This window comes from Azoarcus sp. KH32C, from assembly GCF_000349945.1.
In the GTDB taxonomy this organism is placed as follows: Bacteria; Pseudomonadota; Gammaproteobacteria; order Burkholderiales; family Rhodocyclaceae; genus Aromatoleum.
Genome location: NC_020548.1, coordinates 121,839 through 143,055, shown reverse-complemented (window position 1 = coordinate 143,055; position 21,217 = coordinate 121,839). Strand labels below are relative to the sequence as shown.

Genomic DNA, 21,217 nt, shown 5'->3' with positions numbered 1-21,217 from the left:
GCTTGCTACGAAGCCGGCTCAGGCCGCTCGATTCACATGGAAGCGCTTCGCCTTCATGTCGAAGCGGGGCAGGATGTTGCGGCCGACGTTATGCACGCGGGGACGGAAGGCCAGCACGGAGTCGAGGCGTTCGGCAATCGAATGCACGACGGCGGGGTCGGCGCCTTCGCAGAGCTCGACCTCGATGTCCATCTCGTCCATGTGCTTGACCTTGCTGACGGTGATGCGGAACTCGTCGACCTCGGTGAACTTGCGGATGATGTTCTCGACGCCTGCCGGGAAGACGTTGACGCCGCGCACCGTCACCATGTCGTCGGCACGCCCGAGGATGCCGCCCTGGAAGCGCAGGAAGCTCCGGCCACAGGAACAGGGATCGAGATTGACCTCCACGAGGTCGCCCGTGCGGTAGCGGATCAGCGGGAAGCCCCAGCGCCCGAGGTTGGTGATGACGAGCTCGCCGCGCTCGCCCGGCTTCACCGCTTCGCCGGTCTTCGGGTTGATGACTTCGGCGATGAACTCAGACTCGATCAGGTGCGTGCCGCCGGGCTGCTTCTCGCATTCGAAGGAGTGCGCGCCGATCTCCGAGGCTCCGGCGTGATCGAAGCACTTTGCCGACCAGGCTTCCTGGATGCGCTGCTTCGTCGAGGGGATGTTCGCGCCTGGTTCGCCGGCGTGGACGGTCGATTTCATCGCCAGCGAACTCATGTCGAAACCATGTTCACGCGCGACCTCGGCCAGGCGCAGCGCGTAGGTCGGCGTACAGCACAGCACCGTCGCGCCCGTTTCGCGCATCAGTTCGAGGCGTTGCAGCGAATCGCGGCCTCCGCCCGGAATCATCACCGCACCGAGTTTGCGCGCACCTTCGAGTGCCGCCCAGAAGCCGATGAAGGGCCCGAAGGCGAAGGCGAGGAAGACGCGGTCGGTCGCGTTGACGCCCGAGCCCGCCAGCACGTGCGCCCAGCACTTCGCCCACCAGTCCCACGAATCCGCTGTGTCGAGCACCTTCAGCGGCACGCCGGTCGTGCCGGAGGTCTGATGCAGGCGCGTGTACTTTTCGATCGGATAGGTCAGGTTGGTGCCGAAGGGGCCGTTCGCCGCCTGGTCTTCCATCAGCTCGGACTTGGTTGTCAGCGGCAGGCGCGCGAGGTCGTCGAGGGTGCGGATGTCACGCGGCTCGACGCCGACGCCTTTCCATTTGTTGCTGTAGAAGCGGTTCTTGCCCCACAGCTCGGCCATCATCGCCTGCAGCTTTTGCAACTGCAGCGCGCGGAGCTCTTCGCGGGGGAGGGTTTCGGTGGACTGATCGAAATACGCCATGACTGTCTTCCTCGAAATTCTGGACGAACCGTCCCGCGGCGATGCCGTCCGGGTTTGGGAGGAGGCATTGCCGTACGGGCGGATGCTGCGGATCTGTGGTCGAGCCCGCGTCGCGCGGGCGCCGGGCGCTCAGCCCGAAAGGTGAGGCGTCGCTGCGATCATCGTTATCTCCTCATCATTGTTCTGGCGCCTTGGCGCCCCCATTTCCATGGTGCGGTGACTTCGTGAATAACGTCGTAGAACCAGCGATCGATCGGCGGTGCACCTTCGGGCGTGCGCTGCACCGGGAGTTGTCCGGGGGCGACGAGGCGGATCTCCCCGGCGTCGTCGCCCGCGACCGGTTGGCCGCCGATCGAGTGCGCGCGGAAGGCGAGGATTACGGCGCGCACGTCCGCCTGCGAGTACACGCCAATCAGCCCGTCGACGACTACTTCCAGCCCGGTCTCCTCGTGCGCCTCGCGGATGACGGCCTCCTCCAGGGATTCGCCCAGTTCGACGTAGCCCCCCGGTGGCGCCCAGTAGCCGGCGAGCGGGTCAAGATTGCGACGGATCAGCACCAGCTTGCCGTCGTGTTCGATCACCGCGAGCACGACGGGCGCCGGCTTGTGGAAGAAGGTTTCGCCGCAGGCGGGACAGGTCTCGCGCTCGCGGCCGTGGATCTTCCCAAGGACCAGCGCCGTGCTGCATTGCGGGCAGAACTTCGGGGCCATCGCGTTTCTCCTTGAAGGGTCAGGCCGGCAGTCCGCCGCGGCGGGCAGACGTGGCGAGATCGAGGCTCAGGTTGACGAGATCGCCGTCCTGCAGGCCGAGCGTTTCGCGAATTGGCAGCGGGGCGACGATCTCGAACTTGTCGTCGGGGTAGTCGGGCATTGCCGGAAAGACAACCGCGCCCGTGAGGTGTCCGGCGATGTGCACGCCGAAGCACTTCGCCGCGCAGAACCCGGCCCGGGGGGCGATCGGGATACCGGCGGTTGCACGCAGGCGTCGTCGTGCGCGATCCCAGGACGCGCCGCGCATGCGCAGGTTGAAGGTGCCGGGCCAGGGGATGAAGCCGAGTGCTTTGCGGAATTCGACGATCACCCATTCCAGCGACGTGAAACCTGCGGCTTCGCCCCGCCCCGGGCAGACGTGGCCCTCGAGCTCGATCCGGGTTGTGTCGGTCATCATGCCGGCTGCTCCTGCCGCGACTTGGCGTGCTCGCGCTCCTCGTTGCCGGTCCAGCGGCCGAAGAGGTCGGTGTCGAGGTCGAATTGGTCCAGCACCTTGGTCACCGACTGGTTGATGATGTCGTCGAGCGTCTTGGGCCGGTGGTAGAAGGCCGGCAGCGGCGGCACCAGCACTGCGCCGGTCTCGGTCGCCTGCGCCATCAGACGCAGGTGGCCGAGGTGCAGCGGCGTCTCGCGCAGCATCAGCACGAGCTTGCGGCGCTCCTTGAGCGTGACGTCGGCCGCGCGAATCAGCAGGTTCGTGTTGAAGCAGTTGGCCACCGCCGAGAGCGTCTTGATCGAGCAGGGCGCGATGATCATGCCGGCGTGCTTGAACGAGCCGCTCGCAATCGACGCGCCGACGTCATTGTTGTCATGCACGCAGGAGACGAGGCGCTTGACGTCGTTGATCGAGTAATCGGTCTCGTACACGATCGTGCGCTTGGCCGAATCCGACATCACGAGGTCGGTCTCGACGCCGATTTGCTTGAGGGCTTCGAGGATGCGGATGCCGTAGATCGCACCGCTTGCTCCGGAAATGCCGACGACGATTCTCATGGTGCGTGTCTCCATCAATTGCGAAGCGTTGCGAGGAGGGCCTGCGCCTTGGCGAGGGCCGCAGCGGGCAGGGTGATGCGGTCGAATTCGGGGCCGGCGCCGCGCGTTGCGACGAAGCCGGCCTTGGAGCCGGCGCTGGTGCCGGCCGACGACGGGTCGATGACGTAGCCTTCGGCGCCGCCGATGATCACGGTGTCGCGTTCGGGCAGGTAGCGCGTCGCCATGGTCCACGCGACTTCGCGCGGGTCGCGGATGTTCACGTCGTCATCGACGACCGTGACGGTCTTCAGGCGCTTGTCGAGGTTCAGCGCGAGCATGATCAGGCGCCGCACTTCGTGGCGCGGACAGCCCTTCACTGCAATCGCGGCCGAGAAGCCGGCTGTGCCGCCGGTGAGGTCCAGATCGACTACGCCCGCGACCATGGTCTGCAACTGGCCCAGCAGCTCGGTACCGGCGGCGAGCGAGAGCAGGGTGTCGACGTCGCCCGACCACGGGCACAGGCCCGGGTAGATGAAGTTGTCGCGGTGCGTGACGGCCGTGACTTCGACCACGGGGCTGACGTTCGAGAAGTAGTAGCCGGTGTTTTCGCCGAACGGACCTTCCGGTTCGCGCAGGCCCGGCAGGATGCGGCCTTCGATGACGATCTCGGCGCGCGCGGGGACTTCGACATCCACGGTCAGCGCGCGCACGAGCTCCACGGGATCGCCGCGCAGCCCGCCCGCGACGGCCATCTTGTCCGGCCCCAGCGGCCCGCTGCGCACGACGGATGCGAGCAGCGTCGCGGGCTCGAGCCCCAGCGCGATCGCGACGTCGAGCGCCTCGCCCTTCGCTTCGGCATTGGCATGGAACTGCGACAGCGGCGGGTTCGCGAGCAGGATGCCGAGACGATTGCCGCCCTTGATCATCATGCGATGGATGCCCATGCCGCGACGTCCGGTCGCAGGGTCGGTGCATAGCACGACGCCCGTCGTGATGAACGGCGCACCGTCCTTCTCGTGATGCGTCAGGACCGGCAGCAGCGACAGCAGCTCGTCCGGCGCGCGATGCACGACTTCCTGCACCGGCGCGGATTTTGCGGAAACCGGCGCAATCGCGCGCTGCTTGTTGTCCAGCCAGGTCTGCGCGAGGCGGTCTTCCGTCGTGCCGAAGGCGCGCGCGACGCGGCGGCGTCCGCCGAAGAGGTTGCCGGCGACGCGCGCGCCCGGGTATCCGCGCACGTTCTCGAACAGCGCCGCAGGTGCGTCCGCCGGCAGGCTGCGCAGCACGGCCGCGATCTCGAACTTTGGGTCGAACGCCTCGCGCACGTGCAGCAGGTCGTCACCGAGGTCGTCCAGGAAGCTGCGCAGGTCGGGGTAGGCCATTGTTTCGCTGTTCCGTTCGATGATGAAAATCGGGCCGGGCAGGCACGCGGCCCGCCCGGTTTGCACTGCTTACAGATACCGCGCCGGCATGCGCTCGACGCGCTCGATCACGCGGATCGAGAACCGCCGATCACTCAGCTGCCCGCGCCCGAGTCGCACCTGCAGGCTGTCGGGGAACTGGTCGAGCTTGCTCGACACCTCCACCTTCGCGCGCTGGTAGGTGTACTTGTGCAGCCCGTCGTTGAGCGTGCGGATCGTCAGCTCCAGCTCCTTGCCCTCGGCCAGCTCCCCGAGATCCATCACGAACACTTCCCACTTGTTTGCCATGACCGCTCCTTATTTCTTCGTGCCGCGGAAGCCGTAATCGGCCCAGCTATTGAGGACCTTTTCCTGCACGTTCTTTGGGTAGACGTTCTTGAAGCTCACGAGCGTCGGCACGTCGTTGGTCTTGTCCCAATCGACCGGCCACAGGCAGTCGAACAGCACCTGCGAGCCGATCGAGTACTTGCGGTCGTGCGGGGTCGCGTGCGGGTAGAGCGCCGTGCCGGTTGTGTTCTTGAAGACATGGATGCCGCGCTCCGGATTGCAGCGCGTGCAGAACGCGTGATAGACCTCGTCCCAGTTGAAGATGTCGGTCTGGTCGTCGACCACCATCACCATGTGGAACCACGGGCCGAGCTTCGAGCCGAACGCGAGCTGCGCGATCTGCATCGCGATGCCGGCGTAAGTCGGCTTCACGCCGACGATCATCATGTGGTGCGTGGAGCGCGGGTGCATGTACACGCCGGTCACCGGGATGCCCTGGCTCTTCAGCAGCTTTTCCAGCTCCAGCCCCAGCGAGAACGAACGCAGCAGCTGCCCCTCGTCCTGCGGCACGCCCATGTTCGAGATCGTCATCGTCGCGTTGTTGCGATAGGTGATCGCATCGACGCGGAAGGTCACGCGGAAGTCGCGCGGGCTGGTGCGGTAGCCGGTGTATTCGCCGAACGGGCCTTCCTCGACCTTGTAGTCGGGCAGGATCATGCCCTCGATGATGATCTCGGCGTCCGCCGGGACTTCGAGGTCGTTGGTCTCGCACTTCACGAGCCGCACCGGCTCGCCCGCCAGCATGCCGGTGAGCTCCGGTTCAGGGATCGGGGAGGGCGCGCACGCGGCCATCGCGGCGAGCGGCGACAGGCCGATCGCGGTCGCGAAGGGGCAGCCCTCGCCGCGCGGCAGGTAGTAGTCGGTCAGCGTCTTGCCGAGGTCCGAGAACGGAAACACCGCGCCCGACATCGTGCGGCTGTCCCACATCATCTGGCGGTACATGCCCCAGTTCACGTCGCCGCGCACGGGATGCTTGGTGATGACCGCGTGCCAGGTGCCTACGTAGCGCCCGCCGTCGCCGTCATGCACCAGCGGCACGGGCAGCTTGCACAGGTCGACGTCCTTGCCGAGCAGGATGTTCTCCTTGCACGGCGCGTCGCGCTTGTCGATGACGACCGGCGCGATCGGCTCGCTGTTGGTGCGCTTGAGGTATTCCGCGCCGATCTGCGGCAAGGTCGAAGCCGGGTCCATGCCGAGCGCAATCGCCATGCGGCGATAGGTCGACAGCGGCGCGCCGAAGTAGCTGAAGCCCGGGTAGTCCTTGATGCTCTCCATGAAGGGCGCGGCTTCGCCGAGCTCGCACACGCGGCGCACGATCGCGCCGGCCTCGTTGTCCCAGTCCACTTCCTGCTTGATGCGCACCGCGTCGCCGGACTTGACGCACGCCTCGACGAATTCGCGGTTGTTGCGGGGTGCCGAAATCTTTCCCACGTCGATCTCCTAGCTGGTGAATGTCGTCTGCGTGAATCAGTGGATCTTCGAGAGCACTGCGTCCCACTTGCCCTGTGCCTTGAGGATCAGCTCCGCGACCTCCCGCACTGCGCCGTGCCCGCCGCGCGCAGTCGTCACGTAGGCCGCGGCCTCCTTGACGTCCGCGACCGCGTCGCCGACGGCGATCGGCAGACCGACGCGCTTCATCATCGACAGATCGACGAGGTCGTCGCCGACGTAGCAGACCTCGGCGTCGGAGATGTTCATCTCCTCGAGCATCTGCACGTAGGGCTCGGTCTTCTTCTTGATGCCCTCATAGAAGCGGCGGATCTTCAGCTCCTCGGCGCGATGGCGCACCGCGCCGGACTTCTTCGACGTGATGATCGCGACCTCGACGCCGCACAGCTGCAGCACCACGACGCCCATGCCGTCCTTGATGTCGAAGTTGCGCGACTCGACGCCCTCGTCGTTGATCACGATGCGCCCGTCGGTCATGACGCCGTCGACGTCGAGGATCACCAGCTTGATGTTCTTGGCCTGTTCCATGTCTTCGATTCCCTTTCAGATGCCGATCCCGTACTCGTGCCAGCGCGCGCGGATCTTCGCGAGCGTCTCCTCGTCCATGCGCGCCTCGACCGGCTTTTGCTTCCATTCGTACGGAATGCAGGCGTCCATCAGGATGCGAGAGGTCATGAGCTTGTCGGAGTCGGGGTCGAGCGCCGGGTCGAGCGGCGTCGAGCGGCCGCGTTTGATGAGTTCCGTGCCGCGCATCGGGTCGTAGCGGCAGGACAGCGCCCAGAACACGCGCTGCAGGTCGTCGGCGGCGATGTCCTCATCCACCGTGATGACGCCCTTCATGCCGTAGTTGCCGGTGTTGCTGCCGATCACCGCGTCGGCCACCTGGCGCGAATGCCCCGGATAGGCCTGCTTCACGGACACCACCGTCCAGAAGCGCCCGGCCGATTCGGGCAGCACGCACACCGACTGCACGCCGGGGATGCGCATCTGCTCGAGCTCGGTCCACAGCGTCGCCGTGCGCGTGAAGGCGAGCAGCATATGCACGTCGGTCACCGGACGGCCCTGGCCGGTCGCCCACAGGATCGGGTTGTTGCGATGCAGGATCTGCTGCACCTCGAGCACCGGCTTCGGGATCGGCTTGTGCAGCTCGTCGGTGTAGTAACCGGTGTACTCGGCGAACGGACCTTCCGGGAGGAAGTTGTTCGGATCGATCTCGCCTTCCAGCACGATCTCCGCGCCCGCCGGCACCGGCAGCCCCGTCAGCGGCGCCATCAGGAACTCGGCCTGCTGGCCGCGCACGGTGCCGGTGATGTCGTAGTCAGACGCGCCCTTGTGCATCAGCGTGCCGGCCATGAAGATCAGCGGGTCGCAGCCGATGATCGCCGCCGCAGGCATCTTCTTGCCCATCTTGGCGTACTTCTTCATGATCCGCTCGCCGCGCTTGCCGGGCAGGATCTGCACGCCGCAGCGCTTGTCGTCGAGCATCTGCATGCGATAGGTGCCGAGGTTCACCTCGCCCGTTTCCGGGTCGCGGAGCACCACCGACACCATCGTGCCGATGTAGCGCCCGCCGTCGAGCGGGAAGAACTTCGGCACCGGGAACATGTTGAGGTCGACCTTGTTGCCAGCGAGCACGTTTTCCAGCACCGGGCCGTCCTTCACTTCCTTCGCCTTGATCAGGCCCTCGGAGGTGATCGTCTTCTTCATCCACTGCTGCGCGGACTGGCATAGCGTCAGGTCGTGCGGCAGGCCGAGCATGATCGCGAGGCGCTTGGTCGTCGCGAAGGCGCCCGTGAACACCGGCGTGTCGTAGCCCTTCACGCTCTCGAACAGCAGCGCCGGGCCTTTCTTCTCCTCGGTGAGCTTCGAGACGTGCGACAGCTCCAGATTCCAGTCGACTTCGGTCGTCACGCGCTTCAGTTCATGAGCTTCGGCGCACTGGTTGATGAAATATCTCAGATCCATTCGGATGACTCCTTGGCGGAAAAGCGGGATTTGAAAATGGCGGGGATCAGTGCGTGGCCTGGACCGACTCGATGACCTCGTAGCCGGCCGCAGTGAGTGCTCGCGTGACTTCGGCGGTGTCTGCGTGATGGAAGCGGACGATGACCTTGCGCTCCTGGTCGCCGCTCGCCACACCCTTCGGGCCGAGGCTGATCGGGTAGATCGCGTGCACTTCCGCGCCGGTGCCTTCGACGATGTCGGCGATGCGGCCAATCGTCCCGGGGCCGATGCGCGTCGGCGCGAGCGTCACGCCGCTGCGGCGCTCCCAGGCGCCGAGGAAATGCGCCGCGAGCGAGAACATCTCTATTGCCGAGATCATCCCGACAACATGGCTGCCGTCCATCACCGGCAATTGCCCGACGCCGTACTGCTGGCCGACCTGCAGGCAGCGCTCCATCGTGTCGTTGGCATCGATGGTGGCGGGGTTGCGCACCATCACGTCCTTCACCTTCACGTGGTTCGAAAAGTAGTTGAGCTCGTCGGGGCTCTGGCTGCGCAGCGCGGCGTGCGCGGCGCGCAGGCAGCCAGCACGGGTCACGAGCCCGCGCAGTCGTCCGTCATCGACGACCGGCAACGCGTGCAGGTTGGTTTCCGAGAGGATCCGCTTCGCCTCCGACAGCAGCGTGTCGCTGCCGAGCACCGCGGGGTTCGATTGCATCCAGTTGCGTACGATCATGGTCGTGTCCTCCTCAGGCCAGGCGCTTGCCGACGAGCAGGTTCGAGACGATGTAATCCATCGCCGAGGTCGCCCCGGTCGTCGCCGGCGCCTTCTGCCTGTTGCTCCAGATCGTCTCGGGGCGGGCCTGCAGCACGAACACGTTGCCGCCCACCGGCAGGTTCTTGTCGATCGCCCACTCGATGTCCATCGGACGGCCGTAGTGCTTCTCGATCTTCTTCGCCATCCACGCGAGCTCGGTGATCTCGTCGTCGATCAGCGACTGGATGTTCTGGCGCTCGGCCGGCACCTCCATCGCCACCGAACGCTGCAGTTTGAGGTCGGCCGTGTAGCAGATCTCCTTGGTCGAGATCGTCCGCTCGATGATGTCCAGCGTGACCTTGTTGACGACGAAGTTGTCCGGCGTCACCTCGCCCGACACCACCGATTCGCCGAAGCCGAAGTTCGAGTCGATCACGATCACCGAGCGGTCGCCGGTCGAGGGATGAAGCGTGAACATCACGCCCGCCGTGTACGCGTTCGCCATCTTCTGCACGCCCACGCTGATCGCGACCTGCTCGTGCGGGAAGCCCATGCGGATGCGGTAGGCGATGGCGCGAGCCGTATAGAGGCTGGAGAAGCAGCGGCGCACGTGGCGGATCACCTCGTCGACGCCGCGGATCCACAGGTAGGTATCCTGCTGGCCGGCGAAGCTCGCGCCCGGCAGGTCCTCCGCCGTCGCGCTGGAGCGCACCGCGACCGGCGCCGCCGGCAGGTAGCAGCGCACCGACAGCTTCCGATATGCCTCGGCGATCAGGTCCTCCAGCTCGATCGAGATCGGCCGCGACTCGATCATTTCGCGAATGGCGCTGGAGGCGGCCTCCAGCTTGTCCATGTCGTCGTGATCCAGCCCTTCGAGCAGGGCATTGACCTCCGCCTGGATGCCGCCCTCGTGCATGAACTGCGCGTAGCCGGCGGTTGTCACCGCGAAGCCCGGCGGCACCCGGACGCCCGCGTTGATCAGTTCGCCGAGCGACGAGCACTTGCCGCCGACGAGCGGCACGGAGTCCTTGTTGCAGTCCTCGAACATGCACACCTTCGGCGCCCGGCTGTCGATGCCGGGGGCGAGGCGCACTTCTTCGGCCATCAAAGCGCTTCCCATGCTGTTTCCCTCTTCACTGGACGATGGTGACCAGGCCGGACGAGCCATCGACGCGCAGCGTCATCCCGGTCTTGATCACGCGAGTGGAATGGCCGGTGCCGACGACCGCCGGCATGCCGTACTCGCGGCACACGATTGCCGCGTGGCTCATCACGCCGCCGACGTCGGTGATGCAGGCCTTGATCTTCGCGAACGCGGGCGCCCAGGACGGCGAGGTGGTCGGGGCGACGAGGATTTCGCCTTCCTGCAGGTCGCGGATCTCCTCCGCGCTGCGGCATACGCGCGCCTTGCCTTCGACGGTGCCGGGGCTCGCCGGGAAGCCCTTCAGCTCGGTGATGCTGTCCGGATCGGCGACCTCCTGCACCGAGGCCCACGCCGACAGCGAGCTGTTGGTGACGCCCCACAACACGATCGTGAAGGGCTCCTGGATCACCTCCGGCGCGATACCGATCGCAGGCGGCGGCGCCCACTCGCGGAACTTCTGCATCACGCCCTTGCGCCACTCGATCTCGGCGGGCCAGGTCTTCGTGCCGCGCGGCGTCACGCCCGTCGCCCACGCCGTGACGATGTCCCACAGCGCCTGCTTGATCTCGTCGCGGCGCAACAGCCAAATGTCCTCGATCTCGGCAATCACGCCATGTTCCTGCATGATCGCGGCCACTTCGCGCATCTTGTTCCAGAAGACGGAGTGGAACCAATGCTCGACGTAGAACAAATGGTTCTCGACGTAGGGGAAGACGGTGCGGGCGCAACCGAGGAGCTCGTCGAACTGCTTGCGGTCCTGGTCGTTGTCGATCAAGTCGCGGTATTCGGCGGTCACGCGGTCGCGCTCGGCGCGCACGGCCTCCATCGGCCGGTCAATGGCCACGCCGTCGCGCAGCTTGCCGATGTAGGTCTGGATGCCATCGAGCGGCAGGTTGAGGTTGTCGTTCCAGCTGCGGTCCGTGTGGAACCAGCCGGTGCCGGACGAAATGTTGAACCACGGGTAACGCGCCTTCTCGAAAGCCGCGAGCCACTCGTCGCCGTGGCGCCGACCAGCCATCGCGGCCTTCACGTCGGCCCATTCGCGGTGCGCGGTCACGATGTCATCGACTTCCAGCGCGACCGCCTTCTTCGCCAGCTCCTTCAGCTCGTCGTCGGACTTGTACATGATCACGTCGATGCCCGAGATCATCTGCGTCACGCGCTGCAGCGGGATGCTGGGGAACAGCTTCTGCGTGAAGTCCATGAAGAACACGTAGGCCGCATAGCCCAGGTTCAGGAACTCGAAGTGGTACTGCCAGCAGCGGATGCCGAGGTTGATGAGGTCGTCGTAGTTCTTCAGCAGGTGGTAGGCGGTCGATTCACCGACCCCGTCGGTCACCACCCTCAGGTCCTCGACCTCCGGCAGGCGCGGGATCTGCAGCGCCTCGAGCTCGGCGATCGTGCCCTCCATCTTCGTCTTCCACTTCGCTTCGAGCTCGTCCCAGTTCTTGTAGTAGTAGCCCGCGCGCTCCATGAAGTTGGGCACGCGCCGGCCGATCTCGTCCGGGTCCTTGACCGGCACCGGCGAGATATAGACGTAGCCGTTGATGATGCGGTGGTCGACGCCGCGCACCGGCGGCACCTGGAAGATGCGATTGTTGAACTGCGACAGCGCGAGATACCAGGCCTCGTCCCAGATCGTGTCGAAGGGGTAGAGCGGCTCGGGGTAGTGCAATCCGTCGTAGAACCAGAACGTCTCCTTCTCGTACTGGTTGCGCTCGGCATCGTCCGTGACGAACTGGTAGTGATACGGATACATCCGCTCCCAACCTTCGGTCCCCGGAATCGTCTTGCCCTTCACGTCGTGCGGAACAGGAAACTTCATCGTGCGTCCCCTTCGTGCTGTGTCGTTTTTCGGTTTGGCCGGGCTCGTTTCGCGACCGGTTGCCGGACAGCAATCGCAAGCGCTGTGCCACCGCGTCATCACGCGGCGCAGCAAATGGATATGTATATGGAATTTTCAAAGGCCGGAAAATGCATGTCCGTGCGGCATCCGGGCCAATGACGCAGATGCGGAAAATAGCCATCCAAATTGCCCGTTTTTCCCAGCAACGATGGGCATTGCGGCCCCGTCCGGCTCCTGCGCCGTTTGATCATTTGATGAGGTTTCGGCCCTCGCGGAAGGTGAAGTGATCATTTGGTAAATTCCGTGCCGGAAGCGCGCGATTTGCCACAAAAAGCAGGACTTCAAATCGTTTGATATGTGTCAATACGCACGGCGGGGACGGCGCGTAGAAGGAACGATCCAGGAGGAGACAGCACATGAGGACCAGGCAATGACCAGGGCCCAGAGCAAGCCGTGCATCGAGGCGGACGACCTGCGTGCACGCGTCCATTTCTGCGCCGATACCGGCCAGATCTGGCTGCACGAGCACCGCATGCTGCTCGTGCACGCCGAGGCTCAGTCGTCACTTCGCAAGGAGCTGATCGATACGCTCGGCATGACGCGCGCCCGCGGCCTGCTGCTGCGCATGGGGTATGCGTCGGGCGTGCGGGACGCGGAGCTGGTGCGGACGCGCATGCCCGAGCTCAGCGAGACGGACGCCTTCATGACCGGCCCGCAGCTGCATTCGCTGGAAGGCATCGTCGGCGTGATCCCGTTGCGGGTCGAAGTCGATCGGGCGGCCGGCCGCTTTCACTGCGAATTCCGCTGGATCAACTCGTGGGAAGGGCAGTCGCACCGGCGTCACTTCGGCAAGCATCACGAACCCGTGTGCTGGACGCAGATCGGCTATGCCTGCGGCTACTCGTCGGCCTTCATGGGGCGTTCGATCCTGTACAAGGAAGTCGAATGCGCCGGTATGGGCGACGAGAGCTGCCGCATCGTGGGCAAGCCCATCGAGGAATGGGGCGACGCCGACGAGCACATGCGCTACTTCGCGCCGGACCCGATCGTGGATCAGCTCATCGACCTGCAGACCCAGGTCGTGCAACTGCGCTCGACGATCGCCGAGAAGGAGAACCTCCCGGCGGACATGATCGGCAATTCACCGGGCTTCCGTCAGGCGCTGGAGCTCCTGAAGCAGGCGGCCGGGGGCCAGATCACGGTCCTGCTGCTGGGCGAGACAGGCGTCGGTAAGGAGCTCTTCGCACGCGCGCTGCACGAGATGAGCAGCCGTCGCGACAAGCCGCTCGTCGCGATCAACTGCGCGGCAATCCCGCATGATCTCGTGGAGTCCGAGCTTTTCGGCGTGGAGAAGGGCGCCTATACGGGCGCACAAGTTTCGCGCGCGGGGCGCTTCGAGCGCGCCGACGGCGGCACGCTGTTCCTCGACGAGATCGGCGATCTGCCGCTCACCGCGCAAAGCAAGCTGCTGCGGGTGCTGCAAGAAGGCGAGGTCGAGCGCCTCGGCGACGACAAGGTGCGCAAGATCAACGTCCGCCTCGTCGCCGCAACCAACGCCGGCCTCGCCCAGCTCGTCAAGGAAGGACGCTTCCGCGCCGACCTCTACTACCGCCTCAACGCCTTCCAGATCAACATTCCGGCGCTGCGCGAACGCCGCGACGACATCTCGCCGCTCGCGAAGCACTTCCTCGAAAAATACGCGGCGATCAACGGCAAGAAGCTGCTAGGTTTTACCGACAAGGCGAAGAAGGCGCTCGTCGGCTATGCCTGGCCGGGCAACATCCGCGAGTTGCAGAACACCGTCGAGCGGGGCGTGATCCTTGCGCCCAATGGAGGTCGGGTCGAGATCGATCACCTGTTTCTCTCGCGCGTCGAGGAAGGGGCGGAAGAGCTGGGGCTCGCGCCCGACGGCAAGCTCGATCTCGGCGGCTCGAAGCCCGCCCGTGCGCTATGCGACGCGGTCTGCGGCGGCGAAATGACGCTCGACGAACTGGAGGCGATGCTGCTCGAAGCCGCGATGGACAGGGCGCGCGGCAACCTCTCCTCTGCGGCGCGCATGTTGGGCCTCACGCGGCCGCAGCTCGCCTACCGGCTCAAGCGACTGCACGAGGACGAGGTCGGAGACGAGGCGTGATGGACGGCGGGCTGCGTTCGCGCGTTCTCGACTACCTGCAAACCCACCATTCGATGACGATCGCGTCCCAGGGCGAGGAGGGCGTCTGGGCTGCTGCCGTGTTTTATGTGAACGACGGATTCCGGCTCTACTTCCTCTCCGCCCCGACGACCCGTCACAGCCGCAATATCGCGTGGGACGGACGGATCGCGATCACGATTCAGGAAGATTGCGCCGACTGGCCGCAAATCAAGGGTATCCAGGCCGAAGGCCTTGCGGTCGAAATCGGCGGCGACGATGAGAGGCGGGCGCGCGAACTCTATGGCGCAAAGTACCCGGTTGTCGGCAAGCTCGCTCAAGCACCCGCAGCCATCGTGAAGGCGCTCGCCAAGGTCCGCTGGTACCGCTTCGAACCCGAGCGCCTCTTCTTCATCGATAACTCCGCGGGATTCGGGCGCCGAGACGCCATCGATTGCCGTAGCTGATCGTGCCGGGAACGCTGCTTGCTGCGTTGGCAATTCCCAGTCAGAAATGATCCCTTGAGCCTTGACCGGGGGCCAACGCAGCGCACGCCGGCCGCCGGCCGGGGTCCGCGGAGCTGTGGGCGAGAACTTGCAAGTCGATGAAATTTTTGCCTTCCCGACGCAAGGAGGTGCGCCATGAAACGAGAGGTGATGGGTGGCAAGTACGGAGCGCTGACCGCAATCGGCGTCGCCGGCCTCGGCATGTTGACGATGTATCTGCTGGATCCGCAGGCCGGCCGAAGACGGCGCGCCGTCGTCACGGACAAGCTGCGCAGCGGCGGCACGCAAGTCGGACGCGTGGCCGAAGTGGCGTGGCGGGATGGCGTCAATCGTAGCCGTGGCCTTGCCGCGCGGCTGCGCTCGCGCATGACGGCAGACCGCGAGCTCTCGATCCCCCGGCTGGAAGGGCGAGTGCGTGCGCGCATCGGTCGCGCCGTGTCGAATCCTCACGGAATCCACGTGCGCGCGAGCGATGACGGCACGATCGTGCTCGAAGGGCCGATCCTCGCCGAGGAGGTGGGGAAGCTGATGGCGGCGGCGTGGAGCGTGCGCGGCGTCACGAAAGTCGACGACCGGCTCGATGTCCATGACGAGCCGGGCAATATCTCCGCGTTGCAAGGGGTGGAGGTCGGCCGGCACAGGTCGCGCGTGCCCGAGAACTGGTCGCCGTCGCTGCGCATGCTGGCCGGTGGCGCCGGGATCCTCACGGCTCTGCTGAGCCTGTCGCGTGGCCGGGCGATCGGTGCGCTGGGCACGCTGGCAGGTGGTGCCCTGTTCGCCCGTTCCGTGACGAACCAGCGCCTGGGCGAGATTGCCGGACGGCGGGGAACGCGCAGCGTGCATCTCGACAAGGAACTCTTGATCGCCGCCCCGCCCGAGCAGGTCTTCGCGTTCTGGAACCACCCCGAAAACTTTCCGCAGTTCATGCGCAACGTCGAGGCCGTGCAGATGACGGGCGACAACCGCTGGCACTGGAAGGTGGCTGGCCCGCTGCGTCCCGTCGAATGGGATGCCGAGATCGTCGAGCGCGACGAGAACCGGCGCCTCGTCTGGCGCACCTTGCCGGGCGCTGCCGTCGAAAGCGAGGGATGCATCGACTTCGAGCCCGACGGCGCCGGGACGCGTTTGCGCGTGTCGATGAGCTACACGCCGAGGGCCGGAATTGCCGGCCACGCGGTCGCGCGGCTCTTCGGGCGGGACGCCAAGACAGAGCTGGACGAAGACCTGATGCGGGTGAAGTCCTTCCTCGAGACCGGAACGCCGGCACGCGACGCATATGCAACACGGCAGGCCGCGAGCGAGCGGACCATCCTGCATTGAGTCCCCATCCCCGCTTGCTTATTCGCGGAAGGGCGTTGAAGTCTTCGCTCCTTGGGCTAGATTGAAACGCCGAGGCGGGAACCACGAGTCGTTCCCGCCGAGGCAATCGACCGGCTGAAACAAAAGGGGGAGTGATCATGATTCGCGCACGTGTGCAAGTCCGGCGGCCTCCGATGGTGGCGATTGCGACGATCGCCGCCGCGCTACTCTCCCCGTGGGCGATGGCCCAGACGAAGGCAGCAAGCTATGAAGGCTCGCCCGTGCGGCTCGGCCACGGCTCGGCCCATACCATTGTCCGCACCGACGCCGAGGGCGGGCTCGCTTCGATCGGTGTCGTCTTCGGCGCCGCCGCGCTGGTGGGATTGCCAACGCCGGCCGCCGGCGCCAGTCCCAATTTTCCCTATCTGCTGCCGATGCCGACGACCGGCCCGAAGACGGTCGTCGATCATGTCGTCGTCAACTGGGAGTCGGCGGGCCACCCGCCCCCGCACGTGTACGACGTGCAGCATTTCGACTTCCATTTCTACTTCGTGAGTCACGAAGAGCAAATGCGCATCACGTTCGGCAGCGAAAGCGAATCGGGCGATCCAGGCCAACAGCCGCCCGCCGATTTGATGCCGGCCGGCTATGTGATGCCACCGGGTACGGCGGTCGCTCAAATGGGGGCGCACGCGATCGATCCCAAGGCGCCCGAATTCAACGGCCAGCCATTCACGGTTACGCTGATCTACGGCTATTACAACAAGCAGCAATTGTTCATCGAGCCGATGGCGACGCTCGCGTTCCTCCGCTCGAAACAATCCTACTCGGCCCCCGTGGTACGGCCCGCGGCCTACACGAAGACCGGCGCCTACCCGTCGAGCTATAGCGTCAAGTATGACAAACGAAAGAAGGTGTATGAGGTGACGCTCGGGGAGTTGCGATAGCGCCCGGACGGTTGGCAGAAGCATGCGCCTCGTGACGCGTTGCCATTGCCGATCCAGGCTATCGGTTCCTGGCTGCGGCTCCTAGAATCGGCCAATGCCGTCGCGCTTCGTGTCCTTCATCGAAATGGCTATTCTCTCCTTGTCCCGACCGCCCGGCGGGATGACTCGCAGCCCCGCGCGCGCATGGCAGTCCGCAACATGAACGCGCGGCCGATCGTCGTGCTCGGCGCAGGTCCCGCCGGGGTCGCGGTCGCCATGGGATTACAGCGCGCGGGCGAGGACGTGGTGCTGATCGGGGAACCACGCCGCTTTGCCGCGGTGGAAGGCGTCTCCGCACGCGTCCTGGAAGCGCTGCGCAACGCCGGCTTTGCCCGGGCGCTGCAGTGCTTCGCGTCGCCTTCGCCGCGCTGCGTGACGTGGAACGGCGTGCTCTCTCAGGCCAATACCGAAAGCCTCGTCGACCGCCGGCGCTTCGATCTCGCCGCACTTGAGGACGCCCGGAACGCCGGCGTGCGCGTCATGTCCGCCCGGATCGTCTCCTGCACATCCTCGCCCGATGGCCATCTCGTCCAGCTGGAGCAGGGCGGCGCGCTGCAGACCCTGGAAGCCGACTTCATCGTCGAGGCGCGCGGTCGTGCCGCGCCGAGCACGGGACAGGCGCGCGTGCGCGGTGCGGAGACCGTTTCCTTGCTGCAGTACTGGCAGGGGCCGGCCGGTGCGGCACGTTCGGCCGTCGAGAGCTGCGCCGATGGCTGGGCGTGGATGGCGGCGCTCGCCGACGGTCGTCGCTATCTGCAGATCACCCTCGACGTGGCGAGCGCTGCATTGCCGCCGAAGAAGGCACTCGGCGAGTTCTGCCGCGCGCGCTTCGAAGCGATCGACGCCGCACGCCCATTCCTGCAAGGCGCCGAGCCGATCGGCGAGCCGCATGCGCGGACCAGTACCCCCGTACTGCAGGAAGCCGTCGTCGGCGACAACTGGATTCGCGTCGGCGACGCCGCGATGGCCGTCGACCCCTTGTCGGGGAACGGCATCTTCCAGGCGCTCTCGTCGGCGCTGCAGGCCCCCGCAGTCGTCGCCACCCTGCTGCACGAACCTGCTGCCGCCACGTTGGCGCAGCGCTTCCACCGCGAGCGCATCGAAAACCTCTTCTACCGCTTCGCCCGCATCGGCCGCGATTTCTACGAGCAGGAATCGCAATGGCCCGGGCATCCTTTCTGGCGGACGCGGCGCGGCTGGCCCGACGCCGAGCCGATACACGCCGAAACCTCGCCGGACAAGGTGCACATCGCGCGCCGGCCCGTCGTGGACCAGGGCCGGATCGTCGAGGACGAGGTCGTCGTCACCCCCGACAACCCCCTCGGCATCTGGCACCTGAACGGCGTGAAGCTCGCCCCGTTGCTGCGCGCGCTCCAAGCCCGAGCATCGCAGCAGACCACCGCCGAAGACGCGCTGCGCGCCGAGCTCGCCGGAGACGCCGCACGCGCCGGGCAACTAGCAGCCTGGATACGAAGCCAGGGCTGGCTGGCCTGAATCATTCAACGACCCGTCACCTCTTGAGGCCAGTCCGCGCTGACGGTACCGTGATCGCCGCGAACGACCTCAACAAGGCAGACTCATGACCGCAACTCCACGCCAGATCGCGATTCGTGCCACCTACATGCGGGGCGGCACCAGCAAAGGCCTCTTCTTCACGTCCGACGATCTCCCCGCCGAAACGCGCACCGACCCTGCGCTCCGCGACGCCCTCCTGCTGCGCGTCGTCGGCAGCCCCGATCCCTACGGCAAGCACATCGACGGCATGGGCGGAGCAACCTCCAGCACCAGCAAGGTCGTCATCGTCAGCCGCAGCCGCCGCGAGAACTGCGACGTGGATTACCTTTTCGGCGCGGTCTCCATCGAGAAGCCGGTGATCGACTGGAGCGGCAACTGCGGCAACCTCACCTCCGCCGTCGGTCCGTTTGCGATTCAGCGCGGGCTGGTCGAAGTGCCGCCCAACGGCGTCGCCGTCGTCCGCATCTGGCAGGCCAACATCGGCAAGAAGATCCTCGCGCACGTACCGATGGCCGACGGCGAAGTGCAGGAGATCGGCGACTTCGAACTCGATGGCGTGACCTTCCCCGCAGCCGAAATCAAGCTGGAGTTCCTGGAGCCCGGGGCGGATGAGGGCGGGGAGGGCGGAGCGATGTTTCCGACCGGCCGCATGGTCGACACGATCGACGTGCCGGGCGTGGGCCGGGTCGAAGCGACGCTGATCAACGCCGGCAACCCCACGATCTTCGTCGACGCGGCGACCCTCGGTTTCCGCGGCACCGAACTTCAGCCCGACATCAACCATGACGAAGCGGTGCTGGCGCGCTGCGAAGCCGTCCGTGCCCATGCGACCGTCGCGATGGGCCTCGCGAAGACCGCCGCGGAAGCCACCGAGAAGCGCCCGCACACCCCCAAGCTCGCCTTCGTCGCGCCTCCAGCCGCCTACATCGCTTCCAGTGGCAAGGCCGTGAAGGCCGACGACATCGACCTCTGCGCCCGCATCTTCTCGATGGGAAAGCTGCACCACGCCATGACCGGCACCGGCGCCGTTGCCATCGCCGTCGCGGCGGCGATCCGCGGGACGGTCGTTTCCCGGCTGCTTGAGGAGGGCGGTCGCCGCGACGAAGTGCGATTCGGCCACCCCTCCGGGACCATGACCGTTGGCGCCGCCGCGTCGGAAGCGGAGGGCGAATGGAAGGTCGAGAAGGCCAGCATGAGCCGCAGCGCTCGGCGCCTCATGGAAGGCCAGGTCTTCGTCCCGGCGAATTACGCCGGCTGACCCGCGAGTTCCGCGGCCGATCAGCGGTTAACGATCAGCCGCAAGCCCAATGCAACGAACACCGTGCCGGCGACGCGGTCGAGGATCGCGCTCGCTTTCGGCTTGGCATTGAGCCACAGGCCGATCGCACCGGAAAAATAGCCCAGCACGCCGAACAGCACGGCGGCCTGGACGGTAAACGTCACGCCCAGAAGGGCCATCTGCAAGCCGACGTTGCCATTGGCCGGAATGACGAACTGCGGCAGGAATGAAAGAAAGAACAGCACCACCTTCGGATTGATCGCATTCGCGAAGACGCCCTTCAGGAACAACTTCGACAGCGATGTCTCATCTGACTTCACGGCCCCTACCCCGGCGCCACCCAGACTGCGCAACGCATTGACGCCCAGCCAGATCAGGTAAAGGCCACCGCACACCTTGAGCAAGGTGAAAGCCGTTGGCGACGCGGCAATGAGTGCGCTCACGCCAACGACCGCCAGGACCGTATGGCTCAGGCAACCCAGCGCGCATCCCAGCCCAAAGGCGATCCCCTGCCGCCGGCCCTTGGAAATCCCCATGCTGAGCACCATCAGGTTGTCGGGCCCCGGGGACGCCGTGATCAGGATGGCGGCAAGAAGAAAACCGATGAATTGTTGAAAAGTCAGCATGTAGCCTCTCGAGGACGGAGATCGCTGGAATGGCTTCCGGAAGCGGTCGATAGTACGCCGCGGGCAAGCCTTCTCAAAGCACAGACCATTGGCGAAGGACAGACGGGCGATGCATCGTTATCGTTCGGTGTTTCGCTGACGGCGTGGGATACCAGCGGAGCATCCATTGCGCTCGTAGGGATGGCGGTCATCGTCCTGCAGCCGCCGGTCGGTTGAAGGGGGCCATCCGAGAGACGCAGGGACAATTCCGGCCGCGTGCCCCATGCAATAAGCAATTTCCGGATGATGCCGTGTATGATTGACGTATAAGTCTGGCCCTTTCATGTAAAGAAGAATGAAATCAGCGGTGTACGGTGACTTGCATTCTGGATTATGCGGCAATTCGCCAGCATATACATCATTATTGCTGTCTACAACACGTTGGGCATCATGAATAGACCTGCACTTACGCTAGGCGCGGCTTTCGCGTTGGCTTTTATCGCTGTCCCATGCCTCGCTGAAAAGCCATCAGTCCCAAATACGGAGGAGGACTGTGCTGCCATTGGGGGCAACTGGACGACGCTAGGATTGCCATATCCAGGGAAACCCAAAGTCTGCGACGTAAAAGCGAAGGATTCCGGAAAGGTGTGCACTGGATCCGATCAATGCGAAGGCATTTGCCTTGCTGAAAAGGGCGTGGCCGTGGGGAGCGATGCTCACGGTGTTTGCTCGGCATATCTGAACGAGTGGGGCTGCTATTTGCGCGTTGAACATGGCAGAGTTGAAAAACTGTGTGCCGACTGATGCCCAACCCGGCAGTCGAGCGGACAGCCAAAAGCTACACTTTTGGTTCCCTCCGCGCTTCGCGCTCCGGCTGCCCCTCACTTCTACGTTAGGGCAAGCATGCGAGCGTACTTTATCGACACGCCAATGGCACCAATTTGCTTTG

Annotated in this window: 19 protein-coding genes; 6 read left to right on the top strand and 13 right to left on the bottom strand. The window is 65.3% G+C overall.

The features are described 5' to 3' along the window. Positions 1-18: 18 nt before the first annotated feature. The 12 genes from AZKH_RS23525 to AZKH_RS23470 form a co-directional block, all read right to left on the bottom strand. Positions 19-1,317, bottom strand: a complete 1,299-nt coding sequence (locus AZKH_RS23525; RefSeq protein ID WP_015451798.1) for a phenylacetate--CoA ligase family protein — start codon at positions 1,315-1,317, stop codon at positions 19-21. 164 nt (positions 1,318-1,481) lie between these two features. Next, entirely contained in the window at positions 1,482-2,027 is a 546-nt protein-coding gene (locus AZKH_RS23520) for an NUDIX domain-containing protein (protein ID WP_015451797.1), read from the bottom strand. Positions 2,028-2,046: 19 nt separating this feature from the next. Beyond that, positions 2,047-2,484 carry a DUF120 domain-containing protein gene (locus AZKH_RS23515; RefSeq protein WP_015451796.1) on the bottom strand — a complete coding sequence of 146 codons (438 nt, stop codon included), beginning with the start codon at positions 2,482-2,484 and terminating at the stop codon, positions 2,047-2,049. Beyond that, positions 2,481-3,080: a UbiX family flavin prenyltransferase gene (locus AZKH_RS23510; protein ID WP_015451795.1), complete on the bottom strand. Its 600-nt coding sequence runs from the start codon at positions 3,078-3,080 to the stop codon at positions 2,481-2,483. Before AZKH_RS23510 ends, AZKH_RS23515 begins: the two co-directional genes overlap by 4 nt. Positions 3,081-3,094: 14 nt before the next feature. Continuing rightward, on the bottom strand, positions 3,095-4,441 hold the full coding sequence (locus tag AZKH_RS23505; RefSeq protein ID WP_041657882.1) for a UbiD family decarboxylase: 1,347 nt from the start codon (positions 4,439-4,441) through the stop codon (positions 3,095-3,097). A 69-nt stretch (positions 4,442-4,510) separates the two neighbouring features. After that, on the bottom strand, positions 4,511-4,768 hold the full coding sequence (ppcG, locus tag AZKH_RS23500) for a phenylphosphate carboxylase subunit gamma (RefSeq protein ID WP_015451793.1): 258 nt from the start codon (positions 4,766-4,768) through the stop codon (positions 4,511-4,513). A gap of 9 nt (positions 4,769-4,777) precedes the next feature. Continuing rightward, a complete protein-coding gene (ppcA, locus tag AZKH_RS23495) occupies positions 4,778-6,238 on the bottom strand; it encodes a phenylphosphate carboxylase subunit alpha (protein ID WP_015451792.1) in 1,461 nt (486 codons plus the stop codon). Between the two features lie 36 nt (positions 6,239-6,274). Continuing rightward, the gene (gene ppcD / locus AZKH_RS23490; protein ID WP_015451791.1) at positions 6,275-6,784 is read right to left on the bottom strand and encodes a phenylphosphate carboxylase subunit delta; all 510 of its coding nucleotides are present in this window, start codon (positions 6,782-6,784) and stop codon (positions 6,275-6,277) included. Positions 6,785-6,799: 15 nt separating this feature from the next. After that, positions 6,800-8,221, bottom strand: a complete 1,422-nt coding sequence (gene ppcB, locus AZKH_RS23485) for a phenylphosphate carboxylase subunit beta (RefSeq protein ID WP_015451790.1) — start codon at positions 8,219-8,221, stop codon at positions 6,800-6,802. A gap of 46 nt (positions 8,222-8,267) precedes the next feature. Next, a complete protein-coding gene (locus tag AZKH_RS23480; protein WP_015451789.1) occupies positions 8,268-8,936 on the bottom strand; it encodes a CBS domain-containing protein in 669 nt (222 codons plus the stop codon). A 13-nt stretch (positions 8,937-8,949) separates the two neighbouring features. Beyond that, positions 8,950-10,077: a PEP/pyruvate-binding domain-containing protein gene (locus AZKH_RS23475; RefSeq protein WP_015451788.1), complete on the bottom strand. Its 1,128-nt coding sequence runs from the start codon at positions 10,075-10,077 to the stop codon at positions 8,950-8,952. Between the two features lie 13 nt (positions 10,078-10,090). Next, positions 10,091-11,926: a PEP-utilizing enzyme gene (locus AZKH_RS23470; RefSeq protein ID WP_015451787.1), complete on the bottom strand. Its 1,836-nt coding sequence runs from the start codon at positions 11,924-11,926 to the stop codon at positions 10,091-10,093. A gap of 451 nt (positions 11,927-12,377) precedes the next feature. On the opposite strand from AZKH_RS23470, the gene AZKH_RS23465 reads away from it, so the two are divergent. From AZKH_RS23465 to prpF, 6 genes are all read left to right on the top strand, one after another. Next, positions 12,378-14,081 carry a sigma-54-dependent Fis family transcriptional regulator gene (locus AZKH_RS23465; RefSeq protein WP_015451786.1) on the top strand — a complete coding sequence of 568 codons (1,704 nt, stop codon included), beginning with the start codon at positions 12,378-12,380 and terminating at the stop codon, positions 14,079-14,081. Next, complete coding sequence (locus AZKH_RS23460; RefSeq protein WP_015451785.1) at positions 14,081-14,545, top strand: pyridoxamine 5'-phosphate oxidase family protein; 465 nt, start codon at positions 14,081-14,083, stop codon at positions 14,543-14,545. Before AZKH_RS23465 ends, AZKH_RS23460 begins: the two co-directional genes overlap by 1 nt. Positions 14,546-14,719: 174 nt before the next feature. Then, positions 14,720-15,904: an SRPBCC family protein gene (locus tag AZKH_RS23455; protein WP_015451784.1), complete on the top strand. Its 1,185-nt coding sequence runs from the start codon at positions 14,720-14,722 to the stop codon at positions 15,902-15,904. Positions 15,905-16,077: 173 nt separating this feature from the next. Next, complete coding sequence (locus tag AZKH_RS23450; protein ID WP_015451783.1) at positions 16,078-16,830, top strand: DUF5602 domain-containing protein; 753 nt, start codon at positions 16,078-16,080, stop codon at positions 16,828-16,830. A 183-nt stretch (positions 16,831-17,013) separates the two neighbouring features. Beyond that, positions 17,014-18,363 carry an NAD(P)/FAD-dependent oxidoreductase gene (locus AZKH_RS23445; RefSeq protein WP_015451782.1) on the top strand — a complete coding sequence of 450 codons (1,350 nt, stop codon included), beginning with the start codon at positions 17,014-17,016 and terminating at the stop codon, positions 18,361-18,363. An 85-nt stretch (positions 18,364-18,448) separates the two neighbouring features. After that, positions 18,449-19,642 (top strand): 2-methylaconitate cis-trans isomerase PrpF, encoded by a 1,194-nt coding sequence (gene prpF / locus AZKH_RS23440; RefSeq protein WP_015451781.1) that lies wholly within the window; start codon positions 18,449-18,451, stop codon positions 19,640-19,642. A 20-nt stretch (positions 19,643-19,662) separates the two neighbouring features. Here prpF and AZKH_RS23435 read toward each other — a convergent pair whose 3' ends face one another. After that, positions 19,663-20,289, bottom strand: coding sequence for a LysE family translocator (locus AZKH_RS23435; protein ID WP_015451780.1), 627 nt, complete (start codon positions 20,287-20,289; stop codon positions 19,663-19,665). Positions 20,290-21,217: the final 928 nt, after the last annotated feature.

Coding starts and splice junctions, on each gene's coding strand:
- AZKH_RS23525 (WP_015451798.1), bottom strand. CDS start 1,317: ATGGCGTATTTCGATCAGTCCACCGAAACCCTCCCCCGCGAAGAGCTC.
- AZKH_RS23520 (WP_015451797.1), bottom strand. CDS start 2,027: ATGGCCCCGAAGTTCTGCCCGCAATGCAGCACGGCGCTGGTCCTTGGG.
- AZKH_RS23515 (WP_015451796.1), bottom strand. CDS start 2,484: ATGATGACCGACACAACCCGGATCGAGCTCGAGGGCCACGTCTGCCCG.
- AZKH_RS23510 (WP_015451795.1), bottom strand. CDS start 3,080: ATGAGAATCGTCGTCGGCATTTCCGGAGCAAGCGGTGCGATCTACGGC.
- AZKH_RS23505 (WP_041657882.1), bottom strand. CDS start 4,441: ATGGCCTACCCCGACCTGCGCAGCTTCCTGGACGACCTCGGTGACGAC.
- ppcG (WP_015451793.1), bottom strand. CDS start 4,768: ATGGCAAACAAGTGGGAAGTGTTCGTGATGGATCTCGGGGAGCTGGCC.
- ppcD (WP_015451791.1), bottom strand. CDS start 6,784: ATGGAACAGGCCAAGAACATCAAGCTGGTGATCCTCGACGTCGACGGC.
- ppcB (WP_015451790.1), bottom strand. CDS start 8,221: ATGGATCTGAGATATTTCATCAACCAGTGCGCCGAAGCTCATGAACTG.
- AZKH_RS23480 (WP_015451789.1), bottom strand. CDS start 8,936: ATGATCGTACGCAACTGGATGCAATCGAACCCCGCGGTGCTCGGCAGC.
- AZKH_RS23475 (WP_015451788.1), bottom strand. CDS start 10,077: ATGGGAAGCGCTTTGATGGCCGAAGAAGTGCGCCTCGCCCCCGGCATC.
- AZKH_RS23470 (WP_015451787.1), bottom strand. CDS start 11,926: ATGAAGTTTCCTGTTCCGCACGACGTGAAGGGCAAGACGATTCCGGGG.
- AZKH_RS23465 (WP_015451786.1), top strand. CDS start 12,378: ATGACCAGGGCCCAGAGCAAGCCGTGCATCGAGGCGGACGACCTGCGT.
- AZKH_RS23460 (WP_015451785.1), top strand. CDS start 14,081: ATGGACGGCGGGCTGCGTTCGCGCGTTCTCGACTACCTGCAAACCCAC.
- AZKH_RS23455 (WP_015451784.1), top strand. CDS start 14,720: ATGAAACGAGAGGTGATGGGTGGCAAGTACGGAGCGCTGACCGCAATC.
- AZKH_RS23450 (WP_015451783.1), top strand. CDS start 16,078: ATGGTGGCGATTGCGACGATCGCCGCCGCGCTACTCTCCCCGTGGGCG.
- AZKH_RS23445 (WP_015451782.1), top strand. CDS start 17,014: ATGGCAGTCCGCAACATGAACGCGCGGCCGATCGTCGTGCTCGGCGCA.
- prpF (WP_015451781.1), top strand. CDS start 18,449: ATGACCGCAACTCCACGCCAGATCGCGATTCGTGCCACCTACATGCGG.
- AZKH_RS23435 (WP_015451780.1), bottom strand. CDS start 20,289: ATGCTGACTTTTCAACAATTCATCGGTTTTCTTCTTGCCGCCATCCTG.